The organism is Psychrobacter communis, assembly GCF_014836505.1.
GTDB classification, from domain to species: domain Bacteria; phylum Pseudomonadota; class Gammaproteobacteria; order Pseudomonadales; family Moraxellaceae; genus Psychrobacter; species Psychrobacter faecalis.
The window spans coordinates 1-23,620 of record NZ_JACSQR010000014.1 but is presented as its reverse complement, the minus strand read 5'-3'; the positions used below and the strand labels follow the sequence as shown (position 1 = coordinate 23,620).

Annotated in this window: 22 protein-coding genes; 8 read left to right on the top strand and 14 right to left on the bottom strand. The window is 44.6% G+C overall.

Annotated elements, in window-relative coordinates; genetic code table 11:
- Positions 1–21: 21 nt before the first annotated feature.
- From H9653_RS06590 to dnaQ, 9 genes are all read right to left on the bottom strand, one after another.
- Positions 22–351, bottom strand: a complete 330-nt coding sequence (locus H9653_RS06590; RefSeq protein WP_144297078.1) for a hypothetical protein — start codon at positions 349–351, stop codon at positions 22–24.
- 217 nt (positions 352–568) lie between these two features.
- Complete coding sequence (locus tag H9653_RS06585; RefSeq protein ID WP_102077162.1) at positions 569–865, bottom strand: DUF3144 domain-containing protein; 297 nt, start codon at positions 863–865, stop codon at positions 569–571.
- Positions 866–1,085: 220 nt separating this feature from the next.
- Positions 1,086–2,252, bottom strand: a complete 1,167-nt coding sequence (gene metK, locus H9653_RS06580; protein WP_191691369.1) for a methionine adenosyltransferase — start codon at positions 2,250–2,252, stop codon at positions 1,086–1,088.
- A gap of 144 nt (positions 2,253–2,396) precedes the next feature.
- A complete protein-coding gene (locus H9653_RS06575) occupies positions 2,397–2,993 on the bottom strand; it encodes a DJ-1/PfpI family protein (RefSeq protein WP_191691367.1) in 597 nt (198 codons plus the stop codon).
- A gap of 54 nt (positions 2,994–3,047) precedes the next feature.
- Positions 3,048–3,743 carry an endonuclease III gene (gene nth, locus H9653_RS06570; RefSeq protein ID WP_102077140.1) on the bottom strand — a complete coding sequence of 232 codons (696 nt, stop codon included), beginning with the start codon at positions 3,741–3,743 and terminating at the stop codon, positions 3,048–3,050.
- Positions 3,744–3,808: 65 nt separating this feature from the next.
- On the bottom strand, positions 3,809–4,660 hold the full coding sequence (locus H9653_RS06565) for an RnfABCDGE type electron transport complex subunit B (protein ID WP_191691365.1): 852 nt from the start codon (positions 4,658–4,660) through the stop codon (positions 3,809–3,811).
- Between the two features lie 121 nt (positions 4,661–4,781).
- Positions 4,782–5,840, bottom strand: coding sequence for an NAD(+) diphosphatase (gene nudC, locus H9653_RS06560; protein ID WP_191691363.1), 1,059 nt, complete (start codon positions 5,838–5,840; stop codon positions 4,782–4,784).
- A gap of 125 nt (positions 5,841–5,965) precedes the next feature.
- On the bottom strand, positions 5,966–7,648 hold the full coding sequence (locus H9653_RS06555) for a hypothetical protein (protein ID WP_191691361.1): 1,683 nt from the start codon (positions 7,646–7,648) through the stop codon (positions 5,966–5,968).
- A gap of 180 nt (positions 7,649–7,828) precedes the next feature.
- Entirely contained in the window at positions 7,829–9,433 is a 1,605-nt protein-coding gene (gene dnaQ / locus H9653_RS06550; protein ID WP_191691359.1) for a DNA polymerase III subunit epsilon, read from the bottom strand.
- Positions 9,434–9,719: 286 nt separating this feature from the next.
- Here dnaQ and H9653_RS06545 point away from each other — a divergent pair, with 286 nt between their 5' ends.
- Both H9653_RS06545 and H9653_RS06540 read left to right on the top strand, forming a co-directional pair.
- Positions 9,720–10,277: a hypothetical protein gene (locus H9653_RS06545; RefSeq protein ID WP_191691357.1), complete on the top strand. Its 558-nt coding sequence runs from the start codon at positions 9,720–9,722 to the stop codon at positions 10,275–10,277.
- A 57-nt stretch (positions 10,278–10,334) separates the two neighbouring features.
- A complete protein-coding gene (locus H9653_RS06540) occupies positions 10,335–10,640 on the top strand; it encodes a hypothetical protein (RefSeq protein ID WP_191691355.1) in 306 nt (101 codons plus the stop codon).
- A 116-nt stretch (positions 10,641–10,756) separates the two neighbouring features.
- Here the strand turns inward: H9653_RS06540 and H9653_RS06535 are convergent, their stop codons facing one another.
- A complete protein-coding gene (locus tag H9653_RS06535) occupies positions 10,757–11,209 on the bottom strand; it encodes a YkvA family protein (protein ID WP_191691353.1) in 453 nt (150 codons plus the stop codon).
- Between the two features lie 260 nt (positions 11,210–11,469).
- On the opposite strand from H9653_RS06535, the gene H9653_RS06530 reads away from it, so the two are divergent.
- On the top strand, positions 11,470–12,708 hold the full coding sequence (locus H9653_RS06530) for an LD-carboxypeptidase (protein ID WP_191691351.1): 1,239 nt from the start codon (positions 11,470–11,472) through the stop codon (positions 12,706–12,708).
- A gap of 207 nt (positions 12,709–12,915) precedes the next feature.
- On the opposite strand, the gene H9653_RS06525 is transcribed toward H9653_RS06530, so the two are convergent.
- Positions 12,916–13,938 (bottom strand): GlxA family transcriptional regulator, encoded by a 1,023-nt coding sequence (locus tag H9653_RS06525; protein WP_191691349.1) that lies wholly within the window; start codon positions 13,936–13,938, stop codon positions 12,916–12,918.
- 201 nt (positions 13,939–14,139) lie between these two features.
- Here H9653_RS06525 and H9653_RS06520 point away from each other — a divergent pair, with 201 nt between their 5' ends.
- The 4 genes from H9653_RS06520 to H9653_RS06505 are packed head-to-tail and all read left to right on the top strand — an operon-like array spanning position 14,140 to position 18,614.
- Positions 14,140–15,945 carry an acyl-CoA dehydrogenase gene (locus tag H9653_RS06520; RefSeq protein WP_191691347.1) on the top strand — a complete coding sequence of 602 codons (1,806 nt, stop codon included), beginning with the start codon at positions 14,140–14,142 and terminating at the stop codon, positions 15,943–15,945.
- A gap of 56 nt (positions 15,946–16,001) precedes the next feature.
- Positions 16,002–17,021, top strand: coding sequence for an NADP-dependent oxidoreductase (locus H9653_RS06515; RefSeq protein WP_191691345.1), 1,020 nt, complete (start codon positions 16,002–16,004; stop codon positions 17,019–17,021).
- A gap of 3 nt (positions 17,022–17,024) precedes the next feature.
- Complete coding sequence (locus tag H9653_RS06510) at positions 17,025–17,807, top strand: SDR family NAD(P)-dependent oxidoreductase (RefSeq protein ID WP_191691343.1); 783 nt, start codon at positions 17,025–17,027, stop codon at positions 17,805–17,807.
- A gap of 42 nt (positions 17,808–17,849) precedes the next feature.
- Positions 17,850–18,614, top strand: coding sequence for an SDR family oxidoreductase (locus H9653_RS06505; RefSeq protein WP_225211642.1), 765 nt, complete (start codon positions 17,850–17,852; stop codon positions 18,612–18,614).
- A 119-nt stretch (positions 18,615–18,733) separates the two neighbouring features.
- Here the strand turns inward: H9653_RS06505 and uvrA are convergent, their stop codons facing one another.
- The gene (uvrA, locus tag H9653_RS06500; protein WP_191691339.1) at positions 18,734–21,301 is read right to left on the bottom strand and encodes an excinuclease ABC subunit UvrA; all 2,568 of its coding nucleotides are present in this window, start codon (positions 21,299–21,301) and stop codon (positions 18,734–18,736) included.
- Between the two features lie 329 nt (positions 21,302–21,630).
- Here uvrA and arfB point away from each other — a divergent pair, with 329 nt between their 5' ends.
- Positions 21,631–22,044, top strand: a complete 414-nt coding sequence (gene arfB, locus H9653_RS06495) for an alternative ribosome rescue aminoacyl-tRNA hydrolase ArfB (protein WP_191691336.1) — start codon at positions 21,631–21,633, stop codon at positions 22,042–22,044.
- Between the two features lie 114 nt (positions 22,045–22,158).
- On the opposite strand, the gene H9653_RS06490 is transcribed toward arfB, so the two are convergent.
- Entirely contained in the window at positions 22,159–23,358 is a 1,200-nt protein-coding gene (locus tag H9653_RS06490; RefSeq protein ID WP_225211641.1) for a sugar transporter, read from the bottom strand.
- Between the two features lie 63 nt (positions 23,359–23,421).
- Positions 23,422–23,620 (bottom strand): hypothetical protein (locus tag H9653_RS12485; protein ID WP_225211640.1); only part of this gene is annotated, 199 nt, incomplete at its 5' end.

The window sequence follows — 23,620 nt, the reverse complement described above, 5'->3', positions numbered from 1 at the left end:
AATTTTACAGCCACACTGTCACTATAAACATTCACCTTTGACATAGCTGACGGCTTCAGGAGTGCTACAAGCTGAGCAAGCATTGCCCGCCGTACGATAGCTTATCACTGAGCCGACTTGCGTTTTTACGCAGACCGGATCGTATTGCGCTGTACACATGGTTTTTGCAGGGTCAAAGGTTGGACACTGTGCTACAAGGCCTTTTGGGGGTTGACTGGTGTTAGAGGCGGGCGGCTGAATGGGCGTGCTATCAGGCATCGGGTTTGAGTTAGAACTAATATTGTTACAACCTGCTAAAGCTAGCATAAAGCTTATGGTGACTGTAAGTTTGAAAGTAGAGAGCGCGCGCATAATAAATATCCTTATATCGTTTTATCATTTATTTTTGCATTAAACGCCAGTTTCAAACAAAAAGCAAATGTGCTATTCGTTTTTTAATTCGTCGCTGATATTTAATAAGCATATTATTAGAGTAACAAAAAACCCAAGCTACGAAGGCTTGGGCTTTTGATATTAATTCTTATACGTTTCTTGACTGAGCTTTTATAAACTTAGAGCTTTTATAAACTTACTGCGCAGGTTTATCCTCTTTATTAAGCTGCACATATTTATCAAAGTTTTGTGCGTAATCAGTCAAGTTGTCGCTTAACATTTGGCGATATTGTTTGGTATAAAACTCAACGATATCGTCTTTTTCTTTAGCAAAATCATCGCCTTTTACAAAGCCAATCGAGGCAACTGACGCACTATAACGCGCTGCTGCATACAGCAATGACGCGCCAACTTGGCCTGAGTGAGCGTTAGGGCCCAGTTGACTATTGGCGACGCCAATGATTTCGTCAGCACGTTGATAGAACGCTTGCATTTCAGGAGTGATTTCAAGAGCGGTATCAATTTCGTCATTTTGGCTATTATTTAAAGCGTCATTTAAAGCGTCATTTAGCGCGTCATTTTGAGCATTGTCTGGCATATTGTCTTGAGACATAAGCGACTCCTAAGAATGGTAAGTAAATTTGAATATATCATAGCGGTCTTTAAAATTGATAAGTATAAAGACCGAATACATCTAAAAAATGGAAACAGTCTTATAAACCTGCATCGGCTTTTAAAGTTTCTGCTTTGTCCGTTTTTTCCCACGTAAAGGCAGTTTCAGAACCTTGACGACCGAAATGTCCAAAGGTTGAAGTTTGCTGATACATTGGCTGCAATAAATTGAGCATACGTGTAATACCATAAGGACGTAGGTCAAAATGTTTACGAATCAAGCTGATAATTTCATCGTTGCTGATTTTATTAGTGCCAAAAGTATTAATTGAAATCGAAGTCGGTTCAGCAACGCCAATCGCGTAGCTGACTTGTACTTCACAGCGATCAGCAATACCGGCGGCGACAATATTTTTGGCCACGTATCGCACCGCGTATGCTGCACTGCGATCGACTTTTGAAGGATCTTTGCCACTAAAGGCACCGCCACCATGACGCGCCATACCGCCGTAAGTATCGACGATAATTTTACGACCAGTCAAACCAGCATCGCCGACAGGACCACCGATGACAAATTTGCCAGTTGGGTTGATATGATAGCGCGTACCAGCATGCAATAAGTCTGCTGGCAGTACTTGTTTGATAATCGATTCCATGACCGCTTCTTGCAAATCTGTTTGTGAGATGCTTGGATCATGCTGCGTTGATAACACCACGGCATCAATGGCAATCGGTTTATTACCGTCGTATTTGAGGGTCACTTGTGCTTTGGCATCGGGACGTAGCCAAGGCAATTCACCAGCGCGGCGCAGCTCAGATTGACGCTCCATCAAGCGATGCGCATATTCGATAGGCGCGGGCATCAATACTTCAGTCTCATTGCTGGCATAACCAAACATCAAGCCTTGGTCGCCTGCACCTTGTTCTTCAGGGCTGCTACGATCGACCCCTTGAGCGATTTCTGGCGACTGCTTACCGAGCATATTAATAACGGCACACGTCTCACCATCAAAACCCAAGTCTGAGTGATGATAGCCAATGCCATTTACCGTATCACGGACGATACGCTCAACGTCGATATTGGCAGTCGTGGTCACTTCGCCTGCCAAGATCACCGCACCTGTTTTAACCAAGGTTTCGCAGGCAACGCGGGCATGAAGGTCTTCACGTAAAATGGCATCAAGGATAGCATCTGAGATTTGGTCAGCCATTTTATCTGGATGGCCTTCGCTCACAGACTCTGAGGTAAATAAGTTGTATTCGCGCATAGTGGGATCGCTTAATTGCAGGGACTGTAATATATAAAATCAGTCATTATTAAATGTTAACGGAAAATAGAAAGTAAAAGTGAATCAAAAAATTATGATATTTTACCGTGAATCGAGGTAAAACTCTAGTGTCAGCCATGACGGCTAACAATTGTAGAAATCATCGAGGCGGCTGTCTTCTTGCCAGCGGTATTCTGTATAGTCAGCGACTTCTTTTGCGCTATCGCGACCTTGTCTATCAGCAATAAAACCAAGCGCCATATCCATGCCAGCCGTGACACCTGAAGAAGTATAAAACTTGCCATCTACGACCCAGCGCGCCTGCTTTATCCAATCAACCTGATCTGATTGTTCGGTTACCCATTGCCAAGCACGCTTATTTGACGTGGCTCGTTTATGGTCTAAAATACCTGCCTTCGCCAATAAAGCACTACCCGTACAGACGCTAAGCACCCAGTCGGCGTTATCAGCGAGCGTAGTCAGGGTCTGCAAAAACTTACTATCATTAATCAGTGGACGTGTACCTTTACCGCCGACGACCAATAATATATTCGTTTGCTGGGCTAACTCTGCTACTGCGACAGTTTGTAAGGCAACACCATGATGGTTATGGATGATACCACCTTTTATTGACGCAAACTGAATGCGAAAATCGTTAGGTAAGCTACCAAATAGCTCAATAGGTCCAAATAAGTCCAAGGTTTCAAAGTCGTCAAATACGAGTGCGGTCAGGGTCTGCATCCTGCTCCCTTAAGTTAAAGCTGAAGTACTTAGAAAGAAAATCTTTAAAAGTCTTTAAAGCTCTAAAAACTTGGCTTTGTCTTTAAACATACATTCTTCATAAACAGGACAAGCGCCGCATTTTGGCGTGCGAGCTTGACAAGTATAGCGCCCATGCAAAATCAAATAATGATGCGCATCTACGATAAAGTCATCGGGAATACGTTCGAGCAGTTTTTTCTCAACGATTAAGACGTTTTTACCCGTAGCAAGGCCAGTACGATTGCCGACGCGAAAGATATGGGTATCGACCGCCATCGTCGGCTGTCCAAAAGCGGTATTTAACACCACGTTTGCCGTCTTACGCCCAACGCCTGCTAGAGACTCTAAATCTTTACGGTTATCAGGAACGGTGCTATCAAACTTCTCAATCAAGTCACGGCAAGTTTTGATGACGTTTTTGGCTTTGGCGTTATATAAACCGATATTCTTAATATACGCTTTCAGTCCTTCTTCGCCTAATGCCAAAATAGACTCAGGCGTATTGGCAACCGGATAAAGCTGGTTGGTGGCGATATTGACGCTGACATCGGTCGCCTGCGCCGATAATATGACGGCGATAAGCAGCTCAAAGTTGCTGTTATAATTGAGCTCAGTCACTGGCTCATCAATCGTCGCCGCCAGTTTCTCAAAAAACGGCCGCACATCACGATTGGGCATGCGCCTCGATGGCGGCGTATCGGCAGTTTTATGTTTAACGGTTTTACTCATGGCATTGTTAGCACTGTTTTATTCATTATTTTATTCATTGGTTATTCAAAATTAGAGATGGGTTATTAAAGGTGGACAAGCTCAGTTTGTAATGCTTCAAGCTCCGTCTGTTTGCTCTCATTAGGCCGTACGCTCAGCTGCTTTTCTAACTTCTTGATTTTACTGCGTAGTTTAGCTGCGGCAATGGTATTTTTTGCTTCTTCTTCGCTGATATTTAACGATTGACTGGCGGCATTATTTAGCTTGGCTTCTACCATGCTGACCACCGGCTTGCTATTGCTGCTATCCGCTAGCTGCTTACTAACGCGTCTTAAATGCGTATGATAACGTTGGCGCAAATCCTCTTGTTCAAGCGTGCGTTCAGCTGTCGATTGGGTACGCTCAACGGTGACTAAGTCTATGCAATCAACTGGGCAGGGCGCGATACATAGCTCACAGCCCGTGCATAAGTCCGTAAAAATAGTATGCATATGCTTGCCAGTCCCGACGATGGCGTCAACAGGGCAGGCGGGGATACACTTGGTACAGCCAATACAATCATCTTCTCGAATCACCGCGCGCACTTCTACTGGACGCTGCGAGCTTACATCTATCGGCCATTTTGACGGCTCAGCGTTAAGTGGTTGTGTATCGCTGCTATCTTGATTGATGATTTGCGCAATCGCATCAGTCACCGGCTGACCGCCGGGCACACATTTATTATAAGGCTCACTGTCGATAACAATTGCCACCGCATACGGCAAGCAGCCATCGGCATGGTCACAAAGACCGCATTGGGTTTGCGGTAAGCAGGCGTCAATACGCGCAATCTTTGCTTGGGTTGCGACAGGTAAGCGCTCTAGGTCCAAGCTATCGAACAAGATAGGCAAATTGGCGAGACGGATAAGATTGCTGTTGTTACTGGTAGTGCTTTGCATTTAATGTAAAACCTTTATATTAGTACTAAGTGCTAATATGAACAAATAGGGTAATAGCGTTATTTATCAAGAGCATTGATATTTAATAAAAGACATCTTGGTCTTATAAATTAAATATCGATTAGAGCGAGATGCCTTGTTCATGAGCAATTTGTGCAATCAGTGCATAGGCAATACTACCTTTAAACGGTATTTTTGGTAAATTTGTCAGGTCAAAAAAATCGGCATGTGACAGCTCGTCTTCTTGTATGACGATATCTCCACCCGCATACGCCGCCCGAAAGCCGAGCATCAAATTGGACGGAAATGGCCAAGGTTGACTGCTGACATAGCGAATGTCTTTGAGACTAATATTTACCTCTTCTGCCACTTCGCGTACCACCGCATGCTCTAAACTTTCACCGACCTCTACAAAACCGGCAATCAAACCATATTGTAGCGCTTGTTGAGGAGTTTTTTGTTGCCCATAACGATGATGGTGCGCCAATAAAATTTGCATGGTACCCGTTTGCGGATTGGGTCGGGTAATAGCGGTGATGATACACGGCTGCACGCGTGGATATTGGCGTAAGCGGCAAACAGGACAGACCATCGCGCGCTCACCGTGGTTGGCATGGACAACAGGAGCTGCGCAGCGACTACAAAACTGCGTGTCTGCTTGCCAGCGTAACAACTGTATGGCTTGGCTAAGTTGGTCAGATAAGGCAAATGGCAGCTGTGTAATAAGCAGGCGATACGCAATAAAAGCACACTCGTCATTACCTAAAGTATTTTTTTCTTTATTATTGCTTGTTAAACCGCGACTTTCTAACTCAGCATTTTCTAAAATTTTAGGCAACGTAACATGATTTGCTATCGCATAATCATAAGTCATTGCTAAGGTAGCTTTTGACGTAAAAGCATTAGTAGTAAATGTATTAGCAGTTTCGCTTTCAAAAGCAGTCAAGCTGTTTTTGTTTTGACGGCTATCATCATTAGGTAGCCAATGAGTCGGCGCTAGGCTTTCAAATAGTGTCACTCGGCCAACTTGATAGGCTCGCTGCGTGCTATGAGTGTCATGAGTGTTTAACGCTGGGTTATCGATATCAGACTGTGGTAACTCAACCTGCATAGGCCACCAGCCATGAGGCGTTTGACGACATAAAATCGTCTCGTCACGAAGTATAAAGGCGTGGCTCATAGGTTCAGTTTCCAAACAATCAAAGACAGACTCTTATCCGTTTGGGTAGGAGTCTGTTTAAAATAAGCAGTTAGATGATAACTAAATAAGTAAGCTATCTAATCTACTTATTTAGTACGCTAAAATTATGCCGCAAGCAGTTGGCTTAAGCTTTGTTGCCCAACATCTAACGCTTGCTTACTGACTGGGCGATTGTTTTCAAAGCCATCTAAATGATGGTCAACGGCCATAATGACATCAGCAATATAAGCCAAAGTACCATCATCTAAGCGGGCGCCGTTGCCGATACGCTGCTGCAAATAACTTGCCAATTGGCTAAGCATACTGGCGGGCGTTGGCAGCTGTAAAAAGCGCACTGCACCTGACACTTGGCGCAGCATTTCAGGAATATTTTGAATATTTAATACATCGCGCTCAGGCTCAGCCAAATAATCGGTGATGGCTTGTTCGGCGCTGGCAATCGCCGTACGACTTTCTTGTATCAGCGTATCATAGGCAGTATTCAGCTGATGCAATGATATATGCGGATTATTCAAAGGTAAATAGATTGCCCCAGGGGTATGCATCTCTGCCATGGCGATAGTGGCGTTTTCTGCGTGCATCAAAGCGAGTAATAAATGGTCAAAATCTTCTGGCGTAGGCGCGCGCCATTTTTTCACCGCTTCTGCGGCCGCATTGAGACTGTTTGCAGCATTTGCCAGACCCAATAACTGAAAAGCTGAACGCAGCTCAGTCAGTTGCTCGGTGATTTGCGAGGTTTGCATATCAACAGGGTTGATAGAATCACCGCGTGCGTAGCTATCGACATTTTCTTTGATGGTGTTGATTTGCGCTTGAATAATGGTGTTTAAGGTATCGGTTAAAGCACGATTGGGTCCAAATAAGAACTGCGCCATTTGTTTGCGCTGTGAGTCTTCTAATTGATTGGCGGCATATAGTTCACGCAGCGTTTGTGCCTCTTTGGTATCGCGCTGGCAGGCAAAGCTGACCAAGTGCGCAAAGCGCGTGTCCATTACTGGCAGATAGCTTTGAAACTGCTGCTCTAAATAAATAAGCGTGTGTTTTTGGCTTAAGCTTAGCGGCAAAATGCTGGCAATATCCGTAACGGCAGCGGTGGCTGCTTGCCAAAACAGGCTGTTGGTATTTGCTGCTATCAAGGCGCACGCTGCCGACATCGCATCGAGCTTTTGCTGCTCATCCTCACTTACCTTACCGTCTTGATTTAATAAGGCAACGCCAAGTCCACTACGATAAGCATAAGTTAATAATTCGCTATCAAGATTGAGCTCGTTAAGCGGTTGAAAGTTGTTTTCAGGATTAGCGATAATGACGCTGCTATGACCAAACGCGGCAAAATAATCGGCATCGATCGGTGCTGCTTGCCCATGAGCGTTGAGTCTATTGATGATAGGCAGGAGTAAAGTCGGCTCTACCGATTCGGTCAGCAAAATAAACTCAATATAACGATCAAGCGTCATAATGGCTTCTGATAAATCCATAATCAAAGCATTATCATTATTATCACGGCTGTCATAAAGTTTTTGCAAGCCATTGACGATGGCGTTATTGAGCACTTCTGCCCCGACCGAAGATATCAGCTGAAAAATACAAGACAGCTGTTTTAGGACAATAATAGAGTCTAACAATAAAGGCGCTTGGCTATCATCATCATTAAATTCGCCCAAATGAATTTCAGTATCTTTTAAAATGACCTTAATTTCATCGTGCAATAAATGCAGCGATGGTAGGTTAAAATCAGTCACACTCAAGGTCGGGGCGGTTAATTTCATTTGTGTAGAAGGATTCATAGTTGTTTTTTTCCATGACGTACTGATGAAAATAGCAAAGGTTTAGATGAGCATTTGAAAATGTCTATAAATAAGGTTTTAACGCTTATCGGCATAACAATCAAGATTTACTTACTTAACGGTCAGTATAAGGCGTTATGTTCATATAAAAAACCGTTTTAATGACTTATGCTTCACGGGTTACATTTTATCTTTAAGCGCAGGATAATCGTCCGCAAGCGACGCATACCAGCCTTGATTGGCGCTCTCATTACTGCTTGACTCGAGCAATAAAGCCGCCAAATCGGCAAAGTTTGCATGGGCAGTATGTCCGCCATCGGCTTGGGTATCTTCCTCAATCGCCAGCGTGACTTGCCCACCGGTCATCGCCAGATAAACTTCCGCCAAAATCTCCGAGTCAAGTAATGCGCCGTGGAAAGTACGGTCTTGTTTACCGACATCTAAGCGACGAACCAGAGCATCTAGGGTATTTTTTTGCCCCGGATATTGCTGTTTTGCCATCATCAAAGAGTCGGTCACTCGTACGCGCTCGGCAAAGTCGTGCATGCCAACTTTGGCAAACTCCATATTTAAGAAGTTCATATCAAAGGTAGCGTTATGAGCGATGATTTCGGCACCGTCCATAAAGTCATAAAGCGCTTGAGCCACTTGATCAAAGGTCGGTTTATCGGTTAAAAACGCTTCAGAGATTCCGTGAATACGAATCACCTCCTCATCCATTCCGCGCTGCGGATTGATGTAGACGTGCAGTTTCTCGCCGGTAAATTTACGCCCGACTAACTCTACGATACCGACCTCAATAATGCGGTCGCCCTTCATGGGATCAAGACCGGTGGTCTCCGTATCCATAATGAGCTGGCGGTCAGATTCATGGCGGTGGATAGGTTTGGGTAGCAGGGGTATAAAATGCGGATTGGCTCGGCTAGTGTCACCATCGAATGTCGGTGTGTCCGTGTCTATGCGAGCTTCCGTTTTAGTTTCTACTTCAGTATCCATATTGGTATTTATATCTGGCATATCGGTGTGTCTCATGGGTTCGCTAGCATTGTACGGATTGTGATTCTCTTCCACTAACATATCTGTGTTTGCCATTGTATTTGTTATTGTATTTACCATATCGTCAGTAAGATTTTGACCATCTAATAGCGACTCATCAAGCTCATCATCCATCATATCAAAGCCTAATGGGTCAAATTTTAACCAATCATTGCTCGGACTCTGCTTGTTATCAGTCATCAGTCGGTCTTTTTTTTTAGCAGAATCTTGCAAGCTAGCGGTTTTCAAATCTTCACTGCTAGACGTCACGCCCAAGTTTGCTAGCTCGTCAGCTTTTTCATTGCCCGCGTGTCCGGCGTGACCTTTCACCCAGTGCCAAGCGACATCGCGCTGCTGGCATAGCGCATCTAATTGCTGCCAAAGGTCTTGATTGGCGACCGGTTTTTTGCTGGCCGTTTTCCAGCCGCGTTTTTTCCAGCCTTCAATCCATTCGGTGATGCCTTTTTTGACATAGCTTGAGTCTGTCCAAATCTCAAGGATTTGCTCACGCGGGCTATGGGTCAATGCTTGTATCGCACCCATCAGCTCCATACGATTATTGGTGGTTACTTGTTCACCGCCATACAAATCCTGCGTCTGCCCATCGCTAAATATTAAGTGCGCGCCCCAGCCGCCAGCACCTGGATTGCCTTTACAAGCGCCGTCGGTATAGGCAACCGTCGTATTTGCTTTGGCAGCAAGCGGATTGCTCGTATTAAATGAACGCGCTGAAGTAGAGTTTTCTGACATAAAAAAGTATGAGCCTAATAAGTAATAAACATCGAGCAAAGAGGGTTTCTAGCGTTATTTTTGCACAGGCTAGCACCATCTATTTTAGGGTTGAGTATAGCAAATCTTGCTTGTTTATGGTCGCTTATCTATCAGTGACTGCTAGGAATAAAAACCATAAAAGGGCAAAAGCACATATCATAGCGGTAACGCTGCCGTTTTCTGTTAAAATAGCTTTGATTGTGCGGACATGCCTTAGCACAATAAGCACAATATAAGCTTTTATGTACCAATGCAGGATAAATCGATGATGTCCGTAAGCTCGAATGTTTTGAATAAAGAATTAACGCCCTTAATGGTTGCTCTGGTCGCAAGTAGCGCGCTGTTTTTGAGTGCCTGTAATGACAGTAATACGCCAGCTGATGCCAAAAAAGCTGAGGCGCCAGCGGATTTATCCATATTTGCAGGCTGCTACACAGTCAGTCGTGATGAGCCGGCGCAAATAAAAGTTAGCCAACAGGGCGGCGGTTGGGTCATGCAAATGAAAGAGCCTGCTAGCGCTAAGCGCGTTTGGGATGACGCTGAACCGTTAGAAGTGCTTGCAAAAAGTGATATCCCGACGTATTTTTCTATCGACCCTGATAATGTCGATGCGGTGATTGGTCGTCCAGACAGAGTGCTGGTGTTGGCGCATGTGAAGCCTGTTTATGCCAATATCGATCCGCTACTAGATAGTGAGTACTTGTCTTACATTTATCGCGGTGCCAATACCATTTATCGCGTCGAATGTGATGACGTTAATACCGATATTTTAGCCAATCCTCACGCCAATATCGTTATTGATAACGTCAATGACAGTATGTAATTGGCCTTTATAAAGCAGTATTTATGATAAACAACCCTCTAATCAGAGTCGGGCAATATGAATTTTTTTAGTTATGTGGTGTTAGGCGGATTTTGTTACGCGGCCGGTTGGGCAGTAAGAACCTATATCCTCGATAAACAGCCAAAACCTGAGCAGCCTTATCATCTCAAACATCCCACTATCTTGGGCTATCTCGGCGCATTTTTCGTAATTATGCTGATTGTGTCATGGCTCATCGGTCGCTATTTACTCGGCCATGTGGCTATTGACTTGCCATTTATTATCATTAATAGCCTTATAGGCACCTTTGTCTACTCGTTTGGTCTAAATCCAGAAAAGCCAAGCTATGATGTGCCTGATTAATAAAAAATTAAAAGGCTGAGTGCTTAAATATATTTAAAATTTTCTATTTTAAGCCTATAAAAACACGGTCAGTGCAGGCGTCATTGACCGTGTTTTTTATGGGATTGCTTATCAGGTTATTTATCTGCTTTTTTTAAGCTTTTACTTTTATCTTCAAGTTTTTTATCGTTAGGCTTTGAGTTGTCGTCTTTAGCTTCTGTTTGCTTATCTTTCCAGCTTTTGTATTTTGCCAAATCCTTTTCTACAAGTTTCAGACAAAATCTGAGTACCAAGACGTCATCGATATGACCGATAAAGGGGATAAAGTCAGGAATGATATCGATAGGGTTGATCACGTAAAGCAGTCCAACCACGGCTGCTGAAATGGTTTTATAAGGGATATTGCGATAGTTGCCTTTATAGTAGTCTTTGACTAAGCTCATCAGCAACAGCAAATCCTTAGCATAACTCTCAAGACCTTTTTCTTTTTCGAGTTGATCCTTCAGCTTATCTTCTTTACCTAAGATGATTTTAATACTATCGATCAGACTTTTATTGTCTTTCTCTTTTGCACTTTCTTGCTCAGCCATCTTTATAATCCTTTTGTATCTATCATTATTGTTTGTTGTTCAGCGCTTTTTACTATAGCAAGAGTCGGGTCTGTAGCCAAATAAGACGGTAAGTAACTCTGTATCGTTTTGTTGTCTATTAAAATGCCAAATGCTCATGACTTAAGCGTTCTATACTGCTCGAGTACTAAATAGTATCCCAACCTGCGTTATAATACGCGCTTTGTTTCAGTAATGGTTGCTAGGATAAGCAGCGATTTAACGGTAAAAAAGGTAGCATCATGACTAAGATTTCATCCGAGCTCAATCGTCGCCAGTTTTTATGTCACGTTGGTATTGGTGCCGGAGCAGGGCTTCTAGCGACGCAAAATATCACTCGGGCGTTGGCTACAAATGCTATTGAGCAAGATAGCGGTACGCAGCTTACCAAGGATGATTTACCAACAGCGTTTTCAGATGAGCATTTGTCTTTTAAAGGTGAGGCACAACCAGCGCCAGCAAGATGTATCGTCCCAACGATTGAAACGCGGCTTTTTGCTAGCTCTAATGTCGGTGGTAGTGACGAACGTAATGAGTTGGCGTTAGAGCGTTTAGCCTGCGCGGGTTTTAAAGTGGATAATCCGGCAATTACCAAACGGCAGTATTTGCGCTTTGCGGGTACGGATTCGCAGCGTGCCAGTGATTTGCAAAACATCGCTACGGGTGCGATAAAAGCACCTAAACTGCTACTTGGCGTACGTGGAGGCTACGGTGCAGTGCGAGTATTACCAATGGTGGATTGGTCAACGCTTGGGCGTATTATGAAGGAGCGCGGTACGATACTGGCGGGCTTTAGCGATGTGACGGCGATCCAGTGTGCGCTACTGGCAAAAGGCAGTATGAGCTCGCTTGCAGCGCCAATGCTTTATAGCGAGTTTGGCAAAACCAAACCGGATCAAGTCAGCTGTCGCCAATTCGTAGAAGCATTAACCAATTCTAATTTGACGATTAATATAGCAGATGCGTCTTTAACCAGTGTAAATTTACCCAGTATTTTGACAAACACTGAACCTAAAACGCTAACCGGCACCATTTGGGGCGGCAATCTCAGCGTAGTATCGGCACTGGCAGGGAGTGAGTACTTACCACGGATCAAAGATGGTATCGTATTTTTAGAAGACGTCGGCGAGCAAGCTTACCGCATCGAGCGCATGCTATATGATTTGTATTTGGCAAGGGTGTTTAAAGGTCAGCAAGCCATCGTGTTTGGAGCGTTATCGGGTAGTGGTGAGGACAGTTATGATAAGCGTTATGATGTCGCCACCGTGATTCGTCAATTGCATCAGCTAACAGGATTGCCGATTTATAGCGGCATGCGCTTTGGTCATATTGCCCAAAAACACAGCTTTCCACTGGGCACGAAGTGTCAGATAAGCACAAATACTGCGGGCGGCTATCAATTGGCATTTAGCGGTTACCCAACGATTAAAGCAGATGCCATTCATGTCGAAGGCTTGTGGCAAAAAAGTTTAAGCCTATAGTCAAATCCAAATAAATCAGATACGTAGCTATCAAGTCGCTCAATGAAACGTTGTTTTTCTTGCGTGCTGTGCCTACGCCGACAGAGGCTGCGAAAAACAACGTTTCATCTCGCTGTATCGTTTTTATATCCAATGAATGATATAAAAATTGTTGCTGTGATAAATTTATTGCAGCCACGTATGACTTCTAAAAAGTCTACTATCAAGTTAAATCGCCAGTCGTGAAAATTTATCCTGATATTCTTTTGGGGTCAGCTCAGTCGCGCGTTTAAACAGCCGCGTAAATGAGGAGATATCATCGTAGCCAACTTGCTCCGCGAGTGATTTAATCGTCACATCGCTCAATTCTAATAAACGCTTTGCCTGCTCAATGCGCACTGCTTGAATATACTCAATCGGGCGCATCGCCACGCAGGATTGAAAGCGTCTATTCAGTGTGCGCGGGGTGATATTGACCATCGCTGCCAAACCGCTAACTTGAATGGGTTGTTTGAAGTTTTCCTCAATAAACTCTTGTACTTGCTGAACCAGCTGGTCTGCATGCGGTTTATGCAATGTCACATTAGTATAGCTGTTTTGATTACCGCGTTTACTATCAATAATCTGAGTTTTTGCCACTTGGGTAGAAATTTCACGCCCGCAATAACGCTCGATTAACAATAATCCCAAGTCATAAAAGGCGCTACCGCCTGCCGCACAAAATATATTGCCCGATTGTTCTTTTGACTGGCTTTTTGATTGAGTGACAAATTGGTTTTCTTGCAAATCAACCAGTGGAAAATCTGCCTTAAACTTACTGGCATAACCCCAATGGGTGGTAGCTACTTTGCCATCGAGCAAGCCTGCTTTTGCTAAAAAGAACGCGCCGCTACAGTTACTAGCGATATCGGCTTTGGTATTTGCCAGTCGCTGCAAATGCGGAATTAGAGCGTTATTTTGGCTCAAGACTTTATCGATGGAATCGCCAATGGTTGGAATTAATAGTAAGTCGCACTCTGTGACTTCCTGAATATCGCTATGCGCTTGCATGATTAAGCGGTTGCTACATCTGATATCAACGCCGCCAAGACTGGCAATTTGTACGTTAAACCTTGGTTCTACTTCTTCATTCAAAAACCGCTGCCAACTCACTCCGGTAAAAGAAAATAAATCTAATGCGCCTGTCAAAGCGCTGCCAAGCACGCCATCGAAACCGACAATGATGACGTTAAAGGGTTTGAAGTAGGGCATGGCTACGTAATTTCCTTTCAAAATACTTATTAAAAATGACGTTTCTTGACGAGGTTTTTCTAATTTAACACATGAGTTTTGTCGTATTTGACCATAATTATGTCATAAATGACAATACGGTAAGGCGTTAAATTAGATTAATATCAATGCATCACTTGTCCATCACCGCTTATTTATCATTATCATAATAGGGAAATGACTATGGCCGCAGATACACTGATCAATGACTTTGAATTACCGTTTCAACTCTACGATGTATTGGGGGTTGAGCATTTAACCGAGCATGCAAAGTTTGCAGAACACAGCCGCGAAACTTTTGATGCGGTATTGGGCACCGCCAATAAAATCGCCACTCAGCTATTCTTACCGCACAACCATGTCGCGGATAAAAACGAGCCCCAGTTTGACGGCAAAAAAGTCAGCATGATAGACGACGTAAAGGTTGCTTTTGATGCCTTTCGCGAGTCGGGCTTTATCGCGGGTCGTTATAGTTTTGACGATGGCGGCATGCAATTACCCGAAACCGTCATGACCGCTGTGGCAGGCTACTTTATGGCGGCTAATCCATCAACGACCGCTTATCCGTTTTTAACCACGGCGGCGATTAATGTCATTTCTCATTTCGCCAGTGATGAGATTAAAAATGCCTTTATGCCGCGTATGCTAACCGGTGAATTCACTGGCACCATGGCATTAACAGAACCACATGCAGGCTCGTCGCTTGCCGATATCAAAACCACTGCCGTGAAACAAGAAGACGGATCATACCGTATCAAAGGCAGCAAGATTTATATCTCAGCAGGCGATCACGAACTGTCTGACAATATCGTGCATTTGGTATTAGCCAAAGTGCCGGGTGGACCCGCTGGCGTCAAAGGTATTTCGTTATTTGCCGTACCCAAGTATCGTTTAAACGATGATTTATCAGTCGGCGAGCGTAATGACGTCCATTTAACTGGACTTATTCATAAACTTGGCTATCGCGGCGCAACTTCTACGGCGTTAAGTTTTGGTGATGCAGGCGATTGTCACGGCTATCTTATCGGTGAAGAGCATTTTGGCCTGCGCTATATGTTCAAAATGATGAACGAAGCGCGTATCGCAGTTGGCTTTGGTGCAGCGATGATTGGCTATCGCGGTTATCAGTATTCGCTCGATTATGCCAAAGACAGAACGCAGGGCAGAATCGCACCGAATAATAAGCCTGAAGATGCGGCAACGGCAATCATTCAGCATGGTGACGTTAAGCGCATGCTGCTGGCGCAAAAAGCCTATAGCGAGGGCGGTATTTCACTCTGTCTATATGGCTCAAATCTGATTGACCGTATCAATACCTGTGAAGATGCCACGTTAAAAAATGAATTGACAGAGTTGCTAGACCTGCTGACGCCAGTACTAAAAGCATGGCCGTCTGAATACGGTCCAAAAGCCAATGATTTAGGTATCCAAGTATTGGGCGGCGCAGGCTATACACGTGAATATCAGGCCGAGCAGTTTTGGCGTGATAACCGTCTCAATCCTATTCATGAAGGCACAAATGGCGTACAGGCATTAGATTTGTCATTTCGTAAGTTGTGGCAAAAAGGTGGTCTGGGTATTCAAATTATCAAGCGTGAAATCACCCAAGACTTAGAAAGCATTAGTACGCCAGAGAGCGCAAAACTGGCAGGTAAGTTGATGCCTTATATGGGTCATTTACATGAAGTGCTCGTGCATTTAAGCAAAATTCTACAAACGGAAAAAGCCATGACGCTGACGGGTAATGCGCAGGCCTTGATGAATATCTTTGCCTCCATCGTGGTCAGTTGGATTTGGATTCGCCAAGCCAGCAAAGCTGAGCAATTATTAAATAATACGGCCGACGTCGATAAGCAAAACTTCTATCATGGAAAAATCCAAGCAGCAAAATACTTTATTGATTGGGAATTGCCGTTAATCAAGCGCGATATTGAGCTATTAAATAATGACAATGCGGTCTGTACCGATATGCAAGTAGAATGGTTTTAATCAATTTTACATCGTGTTTGGTATGAATAATAAATACAACGTTAAAGGAATAAATAATGACAGCTGATAACAAACAGATCAATAAGCAGTGGCGCTTAAAAGCAAGACCTGTGGGCGCACCAGACGCTGATACGTGGGAATATACCGAGACAGAACTGCCGACTATCTCAGATGGTGAGCTGCTGATAAAAATTGAATATATTTCGATGGATCCTGCAATGCGTGGTTGGCTAAACGATGCAAAATCTTATATACCGCCCGTACAGATTGGCGAGGTAATGCGTGCAGGAACGGTGGGTAAAGTTATTGAAAGTAAGCATGAGAAGTTTGCTGTTGGCGATTATGTCGTAGGTCATAACGGCGTGCAGTCGTATGCAGTCAGCGATGGTACAGGTCTACATAAAGTCGATCCAAGCCTTGCGCCATTGTCTTATTACTTGGGCGTGCTCGGTATGCCGGGTATGACGGGCTATTTTGGCTTATTAAAAACCGGCGCACCAAAAGCTGGCGAGACTGTGGTTATTTCTGGCGCTGCGGGCGCGGTTGGTAGCTTAGTTGGGCAAATTGCCAAACTCAAAGGCTGCCGCGTTGTTGGTATCGCTGGTGGTAGTGAAAAATGTAAGTTCTTAGTCGATGAGCTAGGTTTTGATGCTGCTATAGATTATAAAAACGAAAATGTGAAAAAAGGCTTAAAGCAGGCCTGTCCAAACGGCGTCGATGTCTTTTTTGACAATGTCGGTGGCGATATTTTAAATGATGTGCTGACGCAAATTAATCTGCATGCCCGTATCGTAATTTGCGGTGCGATTAGCCAATATAACAACACCACAGAGGTCAAAGGGCCATCAAATTATCTGTCATTATTGGTCAATCGTGCACGTATGGAAGGCATCGTCGTCTTTGATAATATCAAAGAGTATCCGACGGCGATGAAAGATATTGCTGGCTGGATTGGGTCAGGCGACATTAAAGTAAAAGACCATATCGTTGAAGGCATCGAGACGTTCCCAGATACCCTGATGATGCTCTTTAAAGGTGAGAACTTCGGTAAACTGGTACTTAAGGTAGAGGGATAAATTATGACATTGAATACAAATGGAATTGCATCAGACGTCACTGGTAAACGTATTTTAATCACCGGCGGCGCGTCTGGTATCGGTGCGGCAAGTGCGTTATTGTTAGCCAGTCGCGATGCGAAAGTTGTCATTGGCGATTTGGCGGAAGAGATGGGCGCTACTGTTGCTCAGCAAGGGCAAGATGCTGGTAATAGCATTGTTTTTAAAAAGGTCGATGTGACTAACGGCGATGAAGTGCGAGCGCTATTTGCTTTTGCTATGGAAACGCTTGGCGGTCTTGATGTGGTGATAAATAATGCCGGTATCGACCATAAACCGGCACCGATGCATGAGCTAAGTGACGATGATTTTGACCGTAATATTGCGGTTAATCTAAAAGGCGTCTGGCATTGTATGCGCGCTGCGGTTGCATGTATGGCACCTAATGGCGGTGGTCATGTCATTAATGTGGCCTCGATTGCCGGTTTACGTTCAGCGCCACTGCTGACAGCTTATAGCGCTGCGAAACATGGCGTCATGGGGCTGACCAAATCTGCTGCTCATGAATATGCGCGCGTTAATATCCGCTTTAATGCCGTTTGCCCGAGCTTTATCGATACGCCGATGGTGCGTAATACCATGGCAAAAATGGACGAGCGCGCCCAGCAAGCCACCATAAAAGCCAGTCCAATGCGGCGATTGGGTGACGTTGATGAAGTGTCTGGCGCCATTGCGTGGCTGGCGAGCGATGAAAGTAGCTTTATGAATGGTCATGCCTTTACCCTTGATGGCGGCATGTTGGCTTAACATCAAAAGTATTTATTAAAATATTCAAAAATATAAGGAATAATGATGAAAGATTTATTTGATTTAACAGGTAAGATTGCTTTAGTGACAGGTGCGAGCCGCGGTATTGGTGAGTCTATCGCCCGTTTATTGGCATCTAGAGGCGCGCATGTGATTGTCTCTAGCCGTAAGATTGATGCTTGCCAAGCGGTCGCGGATAGCATTGTCGCTGATGGTCACAAAGCCAGCGCCTTTGCTTGTCATGTGGGCGATATGGATCAGATTGAGGCAGTTTTTGAGCATATCAAAAGCGAATTTGGTCAAATTGATATCTTGGTCAATAACGCCGCGGCAAACCCTTATTATGGGCATATCTTAGATACGGATCTAGCGGCTTTTGATAAGACCGTTGAAGTCAATATTCGCGGTTATTTCTTTATGTCGACGGCTGCCGGTAAGATGATGCGCGAGCAGGGCGGCGGTGTTATTTTAAATACGGCATCGGTCAATGGCTTGGTCGCAGGTGACAAGCAAGGTATCTACTCAATCACTAAAGCTGCGGTGATTAGCATGACCAAAGCCTTTGCCAAAGAATGTGGTCCATTAAACATTCGCGTTAATGCGTTATTGCCGGGTCTGACCGATACCAAGTTTGCCTCGGCCTTAACCACCAATGATAAAGTCTTAAAAATGGCGTTACATGCCATTCCGTTAGGGCGTGTGGCTAACCCTGACGAGATGGCTGGCACGGTATTGTACCTAGTCTCTGATGCCTCAAGTTATACCACGGGTGCGACCGTGGTCGTCGATGGCGGTATGCTTGCTTAGTTAGCAATGCATGTTTAAAAAACCGATATTTAAAAATAGAAAACCGCATGACTTTAATAGTGATGCGGTTTTTTTATACCGATGTTCTTATTAAGTTATTTTTATATTCTATATCAAGACTAAGTCAATAAAAAAGGCGCGGTACGACTCTCTTTTGACTTAGCCACCTCTTTAGGCGTGCCTTCTGCGATAATAAGCCCACCTTCATCGCCAGCACCGGGGCCCATATCGATAATCCAATCGCTGTTGCTAGCAACTTGCATATCGTGCTCAACCATAATCACCGTATTACCAGTTGCGACCAGCCCGTTTAACTGTGCCATCAGCAGCGCGACATCAGAAGGATGGAGGCCAGTCGTTGGTTCATCGAGCACATACAGCGTATCGCCGCGCTGGGTACGCTGCAGTTCGGTAGCAAGCTTGATACGCTGTGCTTCGCCACCAGATAACTCGGTCGCTGGTTGCCCAAGTCTTAGATAGCCAAGCCCAACTTTTAGCAAGGCATCTAAGGCGCGCATGATTGGGGCATTATCAATGAAAAATTCAGCCGCCGCTTCGACTGTTAAATCAAGCACTTCAGCGATGTTTTTACCTTGATAAGTAATTTCTAAGGTTTCATCATTGTAGCGCTGACCGTGGCACACTTGGCAAGGCGAGTAAACACTCGGCAGAAATAGCAGCTCAACGCTGACAAAACCGACGCCTTCGCAATTTGGGCAACGTCCTTTTTTTACGTTAAATGAAAAACGTCCGGCATCATAGTGCCTTGCTTTTGCTTCTTTGGTGGTGGCAAATAATTTGCGCACATGGTCAAACAGTCCAGTATAAGTGGCCAGATTTGAGCGCGGTGTGCGCCCGATGGCTTTTTGGTCAACGGTGACTAAGCGTTTTATATATTCCATACCACTGACTATCTCTCCACCTATTGGCGTTTCTTGTTCTTGCTCCAGTAAAGCCGCTTCATCGGTGGGCGCTTCAATCACAGTTTTTTGCCCAAGCGCATTGTAGACCAGTTCAACAAACGCTTGACTGACCAAACTCGATTTTCCCGAACCTGAAACGCCCGTTACTGTGGTTAATACCCCTAAAGGAAATGCCACATCTAGCCCTTGTAAATTATTACGCTCGATATTAGCAAGTTTTAGCCAATGAGTAGGTCGTCTTGGTTGCTCGGTTTTTAACTTTTGAGTTGCTGTGTCTTTACTAAAGAGATATTGTCCAGTATAGGAATCAGAGATATCACGCAAGCCTGCAACAGGGCCGCTATAGATGATTTCACCGCCATGACTGCCCGCTTTTGGTCCGACATTGACGATCCAATCGGCGTGGCGAATGACGCTGACATCATGCTCGACAATGAATAATGAATTACCCGCCGCTACCAGTTCATCTAGAGCACATAATAGCGCCTGAGTATCGGCAGGATGCAGGCCAGCGGACGGTTCATCGAGTACATAAACCACGCCAAATAGCTTAGAGCGAATTTGGGTGCCAAGTCTTAGGCGCTGTAGCTCACCGGGCGATAAGGTAGGCGTGGTGCGCTCAAGCGATAAGTAACCTAGCCCAAGTCTGGTTAACGCCTCTACACGCGATAAAACATCGCTAGCAATACGCTTGGCGACGATGGCTTTTTCACGATCGGGCATATCATCGCTGAGTTTTTTATTGGCAGCGTCGTGAAGTTTAAGCGCCAGTTCAGTCAAGGTTAATTGTGACAATTCACCAATATCAAGCCCTGCAAATTTAACCGACAGCGATTCTTGCTTTAACTTTTTGCCATGGCAGCTTGGGCATTCTGAAATTTGCATGAACTGCGCCACGCGTTTTTTGGTACGTGAACTTTGGGTCGTAGCAAAAGAATGTAAGACGAAATTTTTTGCGCTGGCATAGGTGCCTTTATAATTGGGTTTTTCGCCTTTTTTAATCGCCTCGCGTACTTGCTCGAGATTGTACTCTGGGTAAACGGGCACTTCTGGGGTCTCATCGGTAAATAAAATCCAATCGCGGGTTTCCTTGGACAAGGTATCCCAAGGTTTGTCGATATCGTAGCCCAGTGTGGTCAATATCCGGCTCAGATTTTGCCCTTGCCATGCTGGTGGCCAAGCAGCAATGGCGCGTTCTCGAATGGTTTTTGTCTTGTCAGGCACAAGCAAATCTTCTGTGACCTCAAACACGCGACCAATACCTGAGCAAGTAGGACAAGCACCTTCTGGCGTATTTGGCGAAAAGGCATCGGCATATAGCATGTCTTGCCCAACAGGGTATTCACCCGCTCGCGAGTACAGCATGCGCAGACCATTTGAAATCGTCGTCACGCTACCAACCGATGAACGTACCGACGGCGTACCGCGCTGCTGTTGCAGGGCGACGGCGGGCGGTAAGCCTTCTATCGAATCGACATCAGGCTCGCCAACTTGGTCAATCAAGCGCCGCGCATAAGGCGATACCGAATCAAGGTAGCGGCGTTGCGACTCAGCAAACAAGGTGCCAAATGCCAGTGACGACTTGCCTGAGCCTGATATGCCGGTAAAAACAACCAACGCATTACGCGGTAAATCTACATTGACATTTTTGAGATTATGCACCCGTGCGCCCCTGACTTGAATGCTTTCATCAGCGGCAAGGTTGTGTTTTTTGGGAGAAGTGTTAGATTTTTTATGATTAGATTTCTTATGATTGTTCGTCATACAACGCTATTCCTTTGACTAAAATCGGCTCGTTAACGCTTTGGTTTAACAATACCGTGTCTGTTTAATACGGTGTTCGTTTAATATCGTATCTGCTTAACGTCATCCTACCACCTTAAAATAAAGTCACTGCGTAGGCTTACGCTTTATAGACAGAGGGTCGACACAGCAACGCCAAACGATAACATTGATAAGGTTTACCCGATAAATTGCGGATTATAGAGGTTAAGAAATATGGCGTTTTGACCTCTATTAAGCGGGCAAGTAGCGCGTTAACTGGGAATGCTTTATCATTAACCTTATCTATCAATCATTTATAAAAGTGTTTTATGATTTTTATCAGCAATACCATTAGCCTGAATGACAGCGAAGTAGACATTAGCGCTATACGTGCGCAAGGGGCAGGCGGGCAAAACGTCAATAAAGTCTCTTCTGCGATTCATCTGCGTTTTGATATTCCCGCGTCAAGCTTAAGCGATGTGATCAAGCAGCGCTTATTGGACAGTAAAGACAGCCGAATGACCAAAGAAGGCGTACTTATTATTAAGGCGCAGCAGTTTCGTACCCAAGAACGTAATCGAATTGATGCGCTTGAGCGGCTGCAAAGCTTTATTATTCAAGTTACTCATGTCAATAAAACTCGCAGGCCGACCAAACCGAGTAGAAATGCCAAACGTAAACGCGTTGATGAAAAAACCCAGCGCGGCAAAACCAAAGCGTTACGCGGTAAAGTAGATTATTAAATAAACGGCTTACTTTTTAAATAAACCAAACAGCAAAATGCCAGCACATTTAAGTGGCTGGCATTTTTTATAGGCTTATTTATTATCAAGTTTTTAGCTATCCAAGCCTTCTAATTAACCAAGTCTTCTGCTTAATTCGGGAAAGCGCTTTATCATAAATAACATCAACAGCAGCGACACACCAGCGATAGCGGCGCCAACATAGCCGACGCTTGATATGGAAATATGCGTCACTGCATAACCACCGAATAGCGCACCGGCACCAATCCCTAAGTTAATAATCCCTGAGAACATCGACATCAGCATGTCTTGGGCAGTGACATCAACCATAATGACTTTGGCTTGCATAGAGATAATCAGCAGCATCAGCGCCGCGCCCCACAGTAACGCAATGAAACTCAGCGCCCAGATAGAGGTCACGGCAAACAATAGCACCAGCATAGATATCAGCATTAATATGATCGATATCAGCATCAATCTGGTATTAAAACGATCACCCCAGCGACTGAATATCACACTGCCGGCAATCCCTGCCACCCCAAATAATAGCAAGACAACCGTCGCGGCGTTTTCACTAATAGCGCCAACCTGTCGCATAAAGGGTTCGATATAAGAATAAGCGGTATAGTGCGCGGTAAAGACCAGTAAAATGAGTAGATACAAACAGACCAATAAGGGGTTTTTGAGCAATTCTGGAATTTTTCTAAACGAGCCTTCAAACATACTTGGTAGCGTTGGCAATAGCCTTGCTTGTAGGATAAAGACGATAAAAGCAATCACGCCAATACCGCCAAAGGTCGCCCGCCAACCAAACCATTGACCGACTAAGCGCCCTAGTGGCACGCCTAGCACCATCGCCAATGAAGTACCGGTCGCAAGTACACTAAGTGCCAGTGCTTTTTTGCCTTCTGGTGCTACGCGTATCGCAATCGCTGCGGTGATGGACCAAAATATCGCGTGTGATAGCGCAATACCAACACGGCTAATCAGCAATACATCAAAGCTCCAAGCAAATACGGACAATACATGACTGGCAATAAAAACCACAAACAAGCCCAAAAGTAAGCTTTTACGCTCAAATCGGCTGGTGAGCAGCATCAATGGCAATGACATGGCCGCGACAATCCACGCATACAGTGTCAACATCCAGCCAGTTTCTGCTGTAGTGATGGAAAAATCTTGAGCAATGTCACTTAATAGGGCAACGGGGACAAATTCGGTGGTATTCATAATAAAGGCGCTGACGCCCATTAAAAATACTTGGAAATACTGAGTGCGGCGAGTATTTGCGCTCACCTCAAGGGTCGGTTTCATAAAGTTCAACACAAATAAAGAAGGCGCTAATACAGCAAAGTGACTTAACAATCACTCATTAGCTTAATAATATGGCAAAGATACGTCGTAGTAACGCAAAGAAGGAGAGCAAGATACCAAGTCACGGGCAGCAGTTAAAGTAATTTTTTGATAATTAGCAAGAATCTTGGCAGGATTGTTCAGGTTAGGGCGTGTTGAACATTGGATATAAATTTCTGGCAAAAAAAATAGCGAACGGTTAATCTTTAAGTTCTCACACAAA